12 protein-coding genes are annotated in these 13,349 nt (G+C 37.1%); 6 read left to right on the top strand and 6 right to left on the bottom strand.

The annotated features are described in order from the left end of the window. Nucleotides 1-8 precede the first annotated feature (8 nt). Nucleotides 9-224, bottom strand: coding sequence for a 4Fe-4S binding protein (locus tag ACYVRA_RS17640; RefSeq protein WP_461254053.1), 216 nt, complete (start codon nucleotides 222-224; stop codon nucleotides 9-11). Between the two features lie 168 nt (nucleotides 225-392). Here ACYVRA_RS17640 and ACYVRA_RS17645 point away from each other — a divergent pair, with 168 nt between their 5' ends. The 6 genes from ACYVRA_RS17645 to ACYVRA_RS17670 all read left to right on the top strand — a co-directional run bounded on the left by ACYVRA_RS17645 (nucleotide 393) and on the right by ACYVRA_RS17670 (nucleotide 6,983). Next, nucleotides 393-1,082 (top strand): response regulator, encoded by a 690-nt coding sequence (locus tag ACYVRA_RS17645; RefSeq protein ID WP_461254054.1) that lies wholly within the window; start codon nucleotides 393-395, stop codon nucleotides 1,080-1,082. Between the two features lie 184 nt (nucleotides 1,083-1,266). Next, nucleotides 1,267-2,307 (top strand): DUF6588 family protein, encoded by a 1,041-nt coding sequence (locus tag ACYVRA_RS17650; RefSeq protein ID WP_461254055.1) that lies wholly within the window; start codon nucleotides 1,267-1,269, stop codon nucleotides 2,305-2,307. A gap of 226 nt (nucleotides 2,308-2,533) precedes the next feature. Further along, on the top strand, nucleotides 2,534-3,631 hold the full coding sequence (locus tag ACYVRA_RS17655; RefSeq protein WP_461254056.1) for an AI-2E family transporter: 1,098 nt from the start codon (nucleotides 2,534-2,536) through the stop codon (nucleotides 3,629-3,631). After that, nucleotides 3,628-4,368, top strand: coding sequence for a 23S rRNA (guanosine(2251)-2'-O)-methyltransferase RlmB (rlmB, locus tag ACYVRA_RS17660; protein ID WP_461254057.1), 741 nt, complete (start codon nucleotides 3,628-3,630; stop codon nucleotides 4,366-4,368). The genes ACYVRA_RS17655 and rlmB overlap by 4 nt, the downstream gene beginning before the upstream one ends. Before the next feature lie 85 nt (nucleotides 4,369-4,453). After that, nucleotides 4,454-5,689: a hypothetical protein gene (locus tag ACYVRA_RS17665; protein WP_461254058.1), complete on the top strand. Its 1,236-nt coding sequence runs from the start codon at nucleotides 4,454-4,456 to the stop codon at nucleotides 5,687-5,689. Nucleotides 5,690-5,702: 13 nt separating this feature from the next. Continuing rightward, a complete protein-coding gene (locus ACYVRA_RS17670) occupies nucleotides 5,703-6,983 on the top strand; it encodes a hypothetical protein (RefSeq protein ID WP_461254059.1) in 1,281 nt (426 codons plus the stop codon). On the opposite strand, the gene ACYVRA_RS17675 is transcribed toward ACYVRA_RS17670, so the two are convergent. The 5 genes from ACYVRA_RS17675 to ACYVRA_RS17695 form a co-directional block, all read right to left on the bottom strand. Continuing rightward, on the bottom strand, nucleotides 6,966-7,952 hold the full coding sequence (locus ACYVRA_RS17675; RefSeq protein ID WP_461254060.1) for a radical SAM protein: 987 nt from the start codon (nucleotides 7,950-7,952) through the stop codon (nucleotides 6,966-6,968). The genes ACYVRA_RS17670 and ACYVRA_RS17675 overlap by 18 nt on opposite strands. Before the next feature lie 122 nt (nucleotides 7,953-8,074). Then, nucleotides 8,075-8,401 carry a hypothetical protein gene (locus tag ACYVRA_RS17680; RefSeq protein ID WP_461254061.1) on the bottom strand — a complete coding sequence of 109 codons (327 nt, stop codon included), beginning with the start codon at nucleotides 8,399-8,401 and terminating at the stop codon, nucleotides 8,075-8,077. 66 nt (nucleotides 8,402-8,467) lie between these two features. Continuing rightward, the gene (locus ACYVRA_RS17685; protein ID WP_461254062.1) at nucleotides 8,468-9,592 is read right to left on the bottom strand and encodes a hypothetical protein; all 1,125 of its coding nucleotides are present in this window, start codon (nucleotides 9,590-9,592) and stop codon (nucleotides 8,468-8,470) included. Continuing rightward, nucleotides 9,589-12,105, bottom strand: coding sequence for a hypothetical protein (locus tag ACYVRA_RS17690; protein ID WP_461254063.1), 2,517 nt, complete (start codon nucleotides 12,103-12,105; stop codon nucleotides 9,589-9,591). Before ACYVRA_RS17690 ends, ACYVRA_RS17685 begins: the two co-directional genes overlap by 4 nt. 193 nt (nucleotides 12,106-12,298) lie before the next feature. Next, nucleotides 12,299-13,339 carry a hypothetical protein gene (locus ACYVRA_RS17695; RefSeq protein ID WP_461254064.1) on the bottom strand — a complete coding sequence of 347 codons (1,041 nt, stop codon included), beginning with the start codon at nucleotides 13,337-13,339 and terminating at the stop codon, nucleotides 12,299-12,301. Nucleotides 13,340-13,349: the final 10 nt, after the last annotated feature.

Raw genomic sequence — 13,349 nt, forward strand, 5'->3', positions numbered from 1 at the left:
TTACTTCCTTATAATTCGTAAACTTCGATGCACACATCGGGACAAACTTCGTAACAGTTGCCGCAGGCGATACATTTTTCCATATTTACCGCTTTTACGGGATATGTGCCTGATGAATTTAACTCGTTATCCGCTTCCAATACTTTCACCGGACATGAACGGACGCAAAGCAGACATCCTTTGCACATATCACGGTCGATAGTAATTTTACCTTTCCTTGCCATGAAATTTCCTTGATATAATGTAGTTGTTCGCAAATTGAAGTTTCCGAACAACATCAGTATAAATAAAAATAAATTTTTAGCCAATAGCGCAATAATAACGGTAAAATCCTAATTTTCTTGACTTTTAAAACGGTAATTCGTAATTTATTTATATACGGGGAATAAAATTTGGGAAATACGACAAGTGTTCTTGTTACCTCAAATGATAATGAGGGTTTTCATTGTATCCTTAATTCGCTTAACAGTCAAAACGGCTTAAACATAATCGGCGTTGAAAAAGATGAAACCGATACGATAATAAAATCTGAACGATTAAAACCTGACGTGTTGATTTTGGATTTAATGCAGTCAGTAATGGATGGGGCGGAACTTGCGCCAATTATACACAGAAGATCTCCCAATACGGCAATTATTATGATATGCGATAAAGACGAAAATGAATATGCTGGAAAAGCCCTCAAGGCGGGAATACTTGGTTATATGCTCAGAGGTTCAGATATGAATAAAATACTCCACGCGGTAAGAATAGTGTCTCTGGGCGGGTACTTTATCAGCGCTTCTATTACAACAAAGATTATTAATGCAATAACATTAATGAAACAATTCCCCGGCCAATTTTTGGAAAACAGAGAAAAATATTTTGAGTTTTCTTCCGCTGAACGCAGTATCGTAGGGTACATCGCAAAAGGGTTTTCTGACGATGAAATAGCCTATTATCTGAATCTCAGTACTGGCACAATCAGAAATTATATCGCTTCTATCAAACATAAGACAAAAACTAATAACCGCGTACAGACGGTAATTTTCTCGCTTGTACACGGGCTTATCAGTTTGGAAGAAACCGGTATTATTCAGTAATCCCTAAAGAAAAATATTCAAATTGACAAAATCAATGTTATTGTCATAATGTATTGTTTTGACAAGAAAAAAACCTTTGTTTTAAGTGGTTAATACACGATTTTTTTTTATTTTTGTGATATATTAAAAATAAGCGGCATTTAATGCCTTACACTTAAATATTAAATTATAATTGGAGGACAAAATGAATAAAACTGGAAAAATATTATGCTTATTTGCGGTAATAATTTTACTAATTGCTATGCCTGTGTTTTCGGAAGTTGGACTTGGGGATTTAAAAGAAAAAGTTAATGATTTTACAGACGCATTAGCTCAATCATTACCATTTAATTCAGCAAGGGGGTTAAATTGGTCTGATGCGTATATCGGTCAGCTCTTTGCGCTTCCGCCTCATTTTGGTATTGGAGTTAATGCCGGGTTTACAACTATGAACTTTGGCTCTTTAAACGGATTGCTAAATATGTTTCATGTCCCATTACCGGAAAAAGTAAACATAGGCGGCTTCTCACTGCCGGGCTACACTATTGATGCCAGAATAGGAGGATTTATTCTTCCCTTTGACATTGGCGTAAAATTTGGGTATTTACATTTTACTCCCGATTTTATTAACGGGCTGTTAAAAACAGATATTCCTGATTTTACCATGGATTATCTTCTTGTCGGCGCCGATATACGATACGCCCTGATTAAAGGAAAAACATTTCCATTTAAATTATCAGTTGGCGGCGGCTTTAACTATTTAAAGGGAGGCATGGCAATGCCAGTGCCAGGCACTGCTGATTTATCATTCAGCGTACCAACTGGAACTGATACTCTAACGCTCAATATACCAAAACCAGTACTCGGACTTAATTGGGAGACAAAAGCTCTGGATTTTAAAGCCCAAGCTTCAATTAAAATATTAGTCATAACTCCATACGTTGGCGTAGGCGCTTCTTATGCGTGGTCAAACGCAGGATACGGAGTAAAATCAAAAATAAATGTGACAGACGAACAAGGACAACAGGTTGATCTTAGTTCCGCAAAAGATAAATTAGAAGGGTTTGGCATCAGCGGTATTAATGAAAACGGTTTCTCTCAAATCAATGAAGTAACAGGTTGGAGTTTCCGCGGATTTGGCGGATTATCAATAAATCTTTCATTTATCAAACTTGATTTAACCGGAATGTATGACTTTTTAAGCGAGTGTTACGGCTTTACTTTTGGAATACGGTTGCAGATATAAAAAAAATCCCCCCGGGAAAAGGAGGTGAGGAAACCCGGGGGGCACTGATATAGACATCAGGTATACACATAAGATGCATGATTGTGTAGATGATTAAATGAATGTAGAAATTGATGAACTCATCTAAACTCTATCATCAGCTAATATAAAAATAATAATTTTTGGGCTCAGGGTCAAGCATTTTTTTACCATTGCTTAATTTTGTAATTTATGACATACTTTAAATATGAATAAAGTACTAAAAACTTTTCATTCGGGCCGCGCCGTCTTTTTTTTGATGGTTTTTATTTGCGTAATTTTCGCGGCGGCAGTTTTAAAAATAGCTTCAACGGTAATTTTACCGTTTACAATCGCAGCGTTACTTGCATTTGTAATGTATCCGTTAATAAAAGCAATGGAAAAAATTCACTGTCCTTTGTTTTTGTCTATTTTACTGGTTGTTTTCGTCATTATTACCGGAATGTACATTTTAGGAATGGTGCTTTTCTCATCGGGAAGAATGATCGTTACGCACTTTCCAAATTACGAAAACCGTTTTAATGAAATTTATAATTGGCTGGCGCGGTTACTGGATCTTCCAAACGATGAAGATTTAAGCTTTTGGCAAAACCTGTGGGGACAGGAGGGGATTCGTACTTTTGTCAGAAACTTCACTATTTCATTTTCTAATATATCTTTAAAATTTATTTCAAGCGCCGTGTTAGTTGTACTTTTTATGGTGTTTCTGTTATTGGAAGCAAGCTTCTTTAGAGAAAAATTGCTGCTTGCGTTCGAACACCGAATAGCGCGCATTGACCGCATGGGAAACGATATTATATCCCAAGTTGCGCGGTATTTGGCGGCAAAGTTTATTATTTCACTTGTAAACGGCGTGGTTCTCGCTCTTTGTTTAAGTTTTGCAAGATTGGAATTTGCCATTGTTTGGGGAGTAATCCAGTTCATTATGAATTTTATACCGACTCTTGGCAGCATAGTTGTCGGCGTTACAGTTTCCTTCTTTGCCCTTCTCCAGTTTTGGCCGGAGCCAGGACCTATAATTCTAGTTGTTGCAATCATACTTGTTACCAACATGATAACATACGTGCTTGATCCAAAAATTATCGGCGATAATATGCGAATATCGCCGATTGTGGTGCTTGCCTCCGTGGCAATATGGGGTTACATTTGGGGTTTTGCGGGAATGATTCTCGCCGTTCCAATGATGGTAATAATAAAAATAGTATGCGAAAACATCCCTATTATGGAGCCTGTTTCCATATTAATGGGGTCAAAAAGATCGACTTTCGCCAAAAAAGCGGAGAATGAAAAAGCAGAAACAATATGACGTTTTTAACTGGCTTTCATGCCATTGAGGAAAGAATTAAATCGGGGCAATCCTGCGGCCCGTTGCTTGTCGCAAAAGCAGGTCCCCGCGCGAAGGAAATTGTCACGCTTGCGGTCAACAATAAAATTCGTTTGGAGCGGACAGGCACATTTGACCTTGACGGCATCGCGCCCGACAACCGTGGCATCGCCCTGCAAGTGGAAGACGCGTCAGGCCGCGCGGACATCAGCCTTGAAAATTTTATCGCAGAGCTTGGCGATGGCGACGATACTGCGGCTTGTAAAGACGCGCTTGTTCTTATTCTTGATGAAATTACCGACCCACATAATTATGGGGCTATCCTTCGCTGTTGCGATCAATTTGCGGTTGATTTAGTAATTAGCCGTAATCGCCGGAACGCGAAACAAGCCCCGATAATCTCACAAACATCTGTTGGCGCCGTTTCATGGGTCGCTCAGGCGGAGACGCCCAATCTTGTACGCGCGATGGAAGATTTAAAGGAAGCCGGTTTTTGGATTTACGGCGCCGACATGGAAGGCAAGCCTGCCTACAAAGTGGATCTAAGCGGCAGAATAGCGCTGGTCATGGGCAGTGAAGGCGGCGGCATTTCCCGTCTTCTGCGCGAGAAGTGCGACGGCATGGTAGGGATACCCTCATCCGGCAGAATTGATTCGCTCAATGTATCGGTAGCCGCGGGAGTGTTGTTGTATGAAGTGCGAAGGCAGCGAGCAAAATAATCGTATCAGTTTATTATAGACATTTATTCTATATTATGGACATTATTTTTAATATGTGTTATATTATTATTACGAGGTACAAAATATGAAGAAAAAAATCATTTTTTTAATTTCATCTCTATTGGTTCTGCTCTTCTTCGCGTGTGATTATAAAATGCCGACAGCAGTTGAAATTAAAGGCAACCCTTCGGTTCGGTTTGACGAAAAAGTAGAAATCGGAAGTATGTTTACGGATTTACTTGATAAAGCAATTAATGATAATAATCAAGAAGGTGTAACAATTTTATCCTGTAAAAACACACATGATTTTACTTTTTTAGTTCACATGGAACTTCTTAATCAAGATTTTGATTTGGATTATGATCCGTCAATACCTGATGAGCTTCCAACACTTCCTGATTTACCGGGTATTGATTTAGGAGAGATATTAGAGGAATTGGTTAATCAGCCTGTTACGCTTTCTAATTCAATAGATATAATAAAATCTGACGAACCTATAAACGTGCCGTTTTCAAGCATAGGTTCACTTTTAGACGGATTTGAGTTTGATGGAAATATAATTAAACTTTATTTTTCCGGTACGGATATTATAGAAAAAATAAAACTAGATGTTAAATTTTATTCAATTAAAGAAAATGGAGAGTTGCACTTGGAATACACTTATGATGGTAGAATTACCGCCTCTCCAGATGGATTAATTAATATCAATTCATGGAAGAATAACGGCTATACTGACACAGATTTACCTGATGGCGGTTTTAAGATTGAAAACCTTAAATTAGATGGAAAAGATATTGCTGTTGAATATAGGGTTTATATTCCTGCGGGTGAAACAGTTACATTAGAGGATTTGCAGGGCGGTCATATAAAGGTTGACGCCGCTATTTGGCTTCCTATTGTACTGATAGCTAAAGCTGGGGGAGCGGAAATTGAATTCCCTAAAGACGCTTTATTCAGTTCAGATAGTGATCTTTTTGGCAGGGATAGTCAGAATACCGATAGCATGATAACTGATATTATAAAAAGCCTGAGTCTGGAAATTCAGTTTAGTCAAAATCCATTTAGTGGAGCGGAATTAGTTGTTACAAGTCAAACTGCAGGCGGCGATAAAATAGAAATTAGAAATGTTTTAACTGATACTTCATTTCCTTTCGCTATTTCCGAAGAAGATATGAAGAAAATTAATCTTGCGAAAAATATTCCTTTTACGCCAAATTTCAAATTGAGTTTTCCTGGGGGTAAAACTATAAAATTCCCCAAGGAATTTAACGCTACCAGAGTAATCTTTAGCGCTAAGATTAAATATAGAATAGATTTATAGAAGGAGTACAGACATGAAAAAATTTATAACTTTATTAGTAATTTTCCTTTTTATTCACTCCTTCTGCCTTTACGCGGATGATGTAGAATCTTTTGATGACGATCCGATGGAAATTGGGAAAAAGAAACCGTTTGGGATGGAAGATCGAGGATTTGAAATAGGCCTTGCAAATTTTAATTTTAACTTTGCCAATAATTTTTTAACAATTAAGGAAGTTTTTCAGGATGTGGTTTCTATCGATATAGATAAATTATCAGATGGTTTCAAGTTAAATTTAGGTTTAAATGTTACTCCATTTTATTTTACATTTAAATCCAAAAAAGGATGGGGTTTTGGTTTATCTACAAATATTGAAACGATGGGAATCATCGGCATTTCAGGAAATATGCTAACCTTTCATAAGGCTAAAGATGATAATTCAGACATAAGCGGCGCTTTGTTTGGTTCGGCAACAATAAACGCGCTTTTTGACGTATGGAAATTAAAGGTAAACGTTAATCCTTCATTATTCTATACGCTTGCCTACATTACGCCATCGCCCAATTCATCATCAAGTCTTGTGTATACGCTGGATTACCCGAATGGAGAGACTATAATGTGTATTGATTATGGCATACGTTTGTATACCGGATTTCCATTGGATAGTAATGATGGTTTTAGTTTAACTGCAAAGCCAGGGTTTGATTTTAGCGTTGGGGTTGGATATCAGCTTGCCAAGGAAATTGGATTAAGTAAAATCCTTCCGTTCTTAGATTTTGACGTTAGTTTAGACCTAATCCATATTCCGCTAATATCGTCAAAAATTGAAGATTATACGGAGTTAAAAGGACGGATTGGCAGCGATAAACCAATAACGCTTCTTGGCGGTGATAGTCAAGACGGCTCTGATTTCTTCTCTTCTTTTGAAACAGCCGGCGGAGATACTGAAACCGGGAAAAAAGTAATTGACGTATACCGTCCATTTAAATTGATTGCGCGCGCGGATTGGCGTCCGTTATTTGGAGCCAGACTGCTTACAGTAACTCCTATAATTGGATTCTGCGTGAACACTCTTTATTATGAACCGGTTTCTTTAGAATGGGGCGTTAACGCGTGTTTAAATCTGGCTAACTTTTTTCTGGTTAAAGCCGGAATTAATTTTACAGATCGTATGTGGGTAAACAGTCTTGGTATTGCTCTTAATCTAAGGGCGTTGGAGATTGATTTGGGCTTAGATATTAGATCACAAACATTTGCTCAGAGTTGGTCAGGCGGCGGTATGGGCGTAAACTTTGGGTTAAAATTCGGCTGGTAAGCAAACCGGTACGGATAGTTCCGATGAAAACGGATTATGACGCTTGAAATCCGGCAGCCAATCGCTGCCGGTAACAAGCTCCTGACAGAAACCATCTTCTATTTTAAATTCATCAAGCCACTTGATTACCGTTTTGTATTCTTGCGCCGATAAATAATTTTGCGGCATTTGCCGTCTTCTGTTGGGGATGGGCGTATATTGCGTCATTAAGGAAAGCATAGCGTATTCTTTAGCGTTATCTGCAAACCAGCGCAGAACGGAACGCGTAGAGTCAAGATAACCCGGTAAAATGAGGTGGCGGATAATAATTTTTTCACGCGCGTTTTTAGGGAATTTTTTACCCGCTGATTCAATCATTTTTAAAATAGCCGCGACAGCGACATTGGGATAATCCGGCGCGTTAAAAAATTTTGCCGATACTTCGTTATTCAATGTTTTTAAGTCGGGAAGGTAGATGTCAACGAAGTCCTTTAACATTTCCAATGATTCTATGCCGTCATAAGCGGATGAATTCCACAGTATCGGAAGTTGAACTCCCGCCTTTCTCATCGCGATAAATCCTTCGATAAGCGCCGGCACCGCGTGGCTCCCCGTTACAATATTGATATTTTCCGCTCCCTTTTCGCATAATGCGGCGCATATTTCCGCGAACTCATGAGCGGTAACAATTTTACCAAGACTTTTGGCGTTTCCTGAAGTTTTTTCATCTTCGCCTTGCGAAATCTGGTAATTCTGGCAAAAAGCGCACCCTAAATTACAGCCGCTGATAAAAATTGTCCCCGAACCGCCTGTTCCGACAAGCGGCGGTTCTTCACCTTTGTGAATCACAGCCGCCCCGATTCTCAATTCGGAAGTTTCTCCGCAAAAACCGGTTTCTCCCGCAAGGCGGTCAACTCCGCAGTTTCGAGGGCACAGGCGGCAGGATTTGTAATGCGTCAAGCAGGGGCTTTCCATAATAGATTGTAACATTTAAATAATTACAAAGTAAATTAAGTTACGAAGTAAATTAATTTACTTTGTAAATTATGTTACTTTGTAAATTAGACTTGTGTGAAAGTTAGGGTTTTCAATGTTGTAATAGATAAATTAATCTATTTTTTTCTTGGTCTTTTTGTTCCGTAATTGTATTTATATTGCTTTTTTAGACAATCTTCGCAAATAATATTATCGTATTTTTTACCAAGACTTTTACCGCAGCGCGGACATTGATGTTTCTTTTTACGCAGATCATAGCGTTTTTTCCGTATTTTGTTTATTTTATCCGACGCTTCACTATTGTAATTTCTAAAAAACTCACGGCAGTCATCACAATAGATGTATTTGCTTTTTTTACTAACCTTGCTTCCGCATCTTGGGCAGCATCCGCTTTTTTTCCTTTGACGATAAACAGTTCGTCTATCAGAGTTTTCAGTTGGCATTTTTTCCCCCTTTCTGTTTTATTTCTATTATATTAATATAAAGTTTCATTTTTATCAAATACCCCTTTATTTTTCAACCTCAATGACAATTCTTACATAATACAATTCGACTCCAGCCTCTTGACAAGAGAGACTTTCCGTCGCCACGTCAACGCGCCTTGCGTCGTTTATATCGCCCGCAAGCCAAAACGCTTGGACATCCTTGCGGTTGGATATTTGAGCGAAATAGGTAGGATCTGGCAGTAAAATTTCACGGCGTTTTTTTATATCTCCCCTTGCCCCCATTAGTAATGTCTGCAATTCATATTCTGATAAAAAGCGAACCTTATTGATTTTTCTTTTGTCATCGCCTTGACGAAAATATTTGTCAAACTTATCCTTTATCTGTTCTGTAATCGTTTTATTATTATTGCAATTATTTTTATCTAGCGGATACTTTAGGCTTAAATAATCAACCGCAAATAACAATTTCTTACTGAGCAATATATTATTACCAAATACAAGCCATTCAACGGGTTTATATAATGCGGGTTTCTTATCCGCATCCCGAAATTCAATTTTTTTGAGGTCATTCTCTTTTGTTTCTATCTGCGGAAAAGTACCAAATGTATCATAACTGTATTCATATCCGGATATTATATCCGCATTGTAAAATGTCTGCCCTTTTTCGCAATAAGTACTAATGTAATTGTTCACATTGCCAAGTGTCGCATATAAAACCGTTCCGTGCTGATTAAGATCTAAAAATAAATCAATATGACTGTTAAGATGACGTAACATTTTTCTTATTTCCGCATCGTTTTTCTCAACTACATATTTATCAACTTTGTCATAAATCATATCGGCATCACTATACGGATACCCTGCAGGTAAAATAAAAAGGCAAAACTTTTCGGGATTGCCAATACCATAGTTTTTCTTAAAATATTCCATTTCTTTTGCACAAGGTTCGGACAATAAAAAAGCATCGCTTACAAAATATATAATACCTTTACAATTTTGATTATCAAGCATTTTACAAAATTGTTTGTCATACCCCTCCGTACCAGCCGTCATGCTTTCGTCAAACCAATAACAAATACCATTGTCGTCAAACATCTTCAATTCGTGTTTAACTTTTTCGGAATCCGCATGAGAATAACTAATAATCGCGTATTTCTCCGAAAAGCCTTGTTCGTTTGTAATTCTCATTTTATACCCTCACTCGCAGCTTCGCTTACCGTTTTATCAAATTCAAAGCAAGGAATTAATATTGGGTCCACCCACCACTCGGTCTCTATACGGTTCATATTCGGCAGAACGTAATATGAGTTGTTTATTTTGTATTCAAATTCTGTAAGTATTTGCACTTCTCCGCCATGCCATTTTTCAAACGCTCCGGTATGATCCATAATTAAGCTTTTATTAAGATCGCCGTCTTCACGATGTTTTGCATAAGTTACAATTTGCGGATATACTACTTTTTTAACATATTCCTTGTATCCAGTATAATTACTTTTATCTATGCTTCTTTCATTATGTTTTTGTTCAGATGTATCTTCGCCAGCTAAAAATTTCACTACCTTTTTTAAACATTCTTTTTTATCTAAGCACTCTGTTAGAGTTCCTTTTTCTATTGCTTGCTCTAAGTCGATTTCTTCATTTTCAATAACAATGATATCTCTATTTTTTTTATTTTTCCTAACATCACCAAAAATTTTGGCAAGTTTTGTCGGATTTACCGGCGGACGCGCTAATACGGCATTATAAACCCGGACATCATCAAATTGCATATTAGCAAAATCCCAAAGCTCCTTGATTGCAATTTCAACCGCATTCTCCACCTTGAATTTTTTTGCAAGGTCCTTTGCTTTTTCGGATACGCCTATGAAAAATTCTTTCTCTATTTTTTCTTTCCATTTTCCAGTTTCTTCAGGAGATGGATTCTTAATGCTTTTTTCAAATTCATAACTCATACGCTGCGGGCAACATTTAGAGATACCGGCATAAAACGAAAGAAACGCGGTAATTGTTCGTAAGAATGCCCTATCTGTGTTAATTGAGTCATTTTCAGATTTGAATATTTCTAGCGTGTCATGAATACTGTTTTCCGCAAATTTATTATTTCCAATCCCAATGTCTTTATTGCCTATATCTATATTCGTCAGCGTTGTAACAATCGTATCTATGTAAGATTGTGCAAGGGCTTTACAGTCCACCTTAATCTTATAATCCGGCGGGAATAAATTTATGTCTTTTGGCTGCAAGTCATTAAATCTTTTGTCTTGATTTTTCATAATGATATCTGTCTCAAAAATATTGTCTATATACCGCATTTCAAGTTCTGCAATAATTTGTTTGCAGACTTTATCTATTTTATCAAGGTCATCTGTCGAATAAATTTTAAACCGCTCTTCATTATCATTAATAAGATCTTTAGTGCTTTCATGTAATAAAACAGTCCTTATAATATCAGATGGCCCTTCATATATAAGAATTCTTGCCATCAAGGTATCCCAGTCGATTATTCTTTTAAATCTGTTTTTATGATCTGTAATATAAGCGCATAGTTTATCAATCTTACCGTCCCAATCATTTGGAAAAACTTCACCTGCAAACTCTAATGTCTTAAAGGTAGGCTCCAACGCTTCTTTAAATGTTGACTCGTTTTTTTTGACAAACTCATTTAATATTCGTTTTTTAACCTCTCTATCCATATCAATAGCATCAACAATGGACGGCGCTAATACATTGTGATAACGGTAAGACGTAGTAATCATTCCGCGAAAAAACGATGACGCTGTGCGCGAACCTGGCAAATAACCGCTGATCCTTTTAAAACAATCAACCGCCGACTTTTCCCTCGTAATTTTTTTACAATCTTCCGGTTCAAATCCGTCCTTTTCATCAAAATAAACCTGCACTGAATCTCTTTCATTAAAGGATTGATAAGAGAAAATAATTCTAGAATTAATGGTATCTGTGTTTAATTCGTATTCAATTTTCTCTAAAAGATAAAAGTTAATTGAATAATCGTGAAATGAATCATTACCCGCTTTGTAAACATCGGAACATTCACCTTCCTCTTTCATTTCAAAAACTTTTGCCACTCCATAAGAAGGTATGTGTTTTTCCTTGCCATCCGCCGCAGTTTCAATAAAATTGACGTTTCCCTCTCCATCTATGTTGATGCTTACGCGCTTCATAAATCCTAGAGTAGTAAACACATCTCGAAAATCACAGGCGATATTTTCGTATTTATATTTATCCGTTCCGGAAGTGATTTTTATATTAGGGTCATTGCGATACGTGGAAATAATATTAAAAGCCTCAGCTAAATTGCGATAATCATCTTTTTTAAAACTATTTTCGGGGTCACATGTAAGGCGAAAAGACTCCTCATACGGAAAACCGATAAGCTTCGATAATCCTTTATTTTTCTTTGAATTAAAGCCGGCCTCTATCTGCGAATTAATAATAATGTATTTAATAACATGAAAATTCATATCAAAACTGTCGTATAGGCCATCTAAAACACGCAATACCCTTAGCCCCGATGATGCCTGATCAAAATATGTATCCGTATTTTGAACGCCTGCCAGCAAGCGTTTTAGATACAAGGCATTAGGCTGTTCTGGATCATCTGGATTCGCGCCTGTGCCCGCCCGCCATTGATTAAATTTTGAATATAAAAAAACCCCCGCTATTGTTGTTAAATTTCCCATACATTCGATTAGCTTAAGTTTATCATTTCGTAATATTTCAAAATCGTCAAAGTCGTTTAAAGCTCTTTGCTCCTGTTCTCCGCCAAAAACACAACGAGCCATAATATCATCGTGCAATAGCAAATTCTGAGCCAAATCAAATAATTGTTTTTTAGTCGGCTTATCGCCCATATTTTTTCCTCTTTAGTACAAATTATTTCATGCGATTGTTGTAGATTGTTTGCGCTAAATGTTCATAACGATTTATCGCTATTTTGTCGTTATTGGTAAGTTCATCTTCCGGTATCTCAGCTAAATACATTTCAAACCACTTAAAGCGTTTAATTTCTGGAATTCCGAAAACCAGTTCATTATCATCCTCCACGTCATACCCGGTTTTTTCTTTTATGGACGCAGGGGTAGGGCTTAACATTTCTTTCAGGACATTGTTAATAAATGCCTGTTTTACATTTTCTTTTTCATCTTTCTTCATTGTCTCGAATTCTCTTTCAATTTCTGTTTTTGCATGCTTAGGATATTTTCTCGGTTCATTTTCTCCGCCAATTTTAAATTCCTGGTCTGGATCCAAACAAACAACTGTCGGCGTTAAAATGTACTTTTTATCGTATTCAGCGTCAATGTCCAGCTTAATGAAATCTATCAGTTGTCTTTTTGTCCCTTTTCTAAATTGAGTAGTTGGACGCATACAACAAACAATAATCTCTGATAGTTCTATGGATTTTCTAGCTAAAAATTGAGTTCCCGATGGCGTATCAAAAAATAACGCTTTTGCTCCGCATGCTTTACATGCCGTTACGATATTTTTACGAAAATTACTTATTTGATCTTGAGCCCCTGCTGTTGTACCCGTCGAATCAAATTCAGTTTTATTTATATTTGCGCCGATTAATAGTACCGCATTATCCTTCGCCTCCGGTAAACCAAAATATTTTTTACCAACAGGCAGCATCCCTTTAAAGAATTTTTCCTTGTCGGAATCGTTTCTAAATATATATTCAGTTTTATCCGTCATTCGTCTTTGAACTGATTGGTACGGATTATTAGCGCTATCTATAAAAACATCCTCTGCCTCATATAAGAAAGTCGATCCTGCGGATTCCGTGTCCGTATCCACAATAACAAACGGTTCTTTTGCAGTTGGTTCCATTAGAGCAACTAATCGTTGAATAGTATTCCACGATGTTGTAGAACGTCCCGCGCCGCCTTTGTACGAATAAAATGATACTCTTAACATTTTCTATTTC

The sequence above is a fragment of the Treponema sp. R8-4-B8 genome (assembly GCF_054786175.1).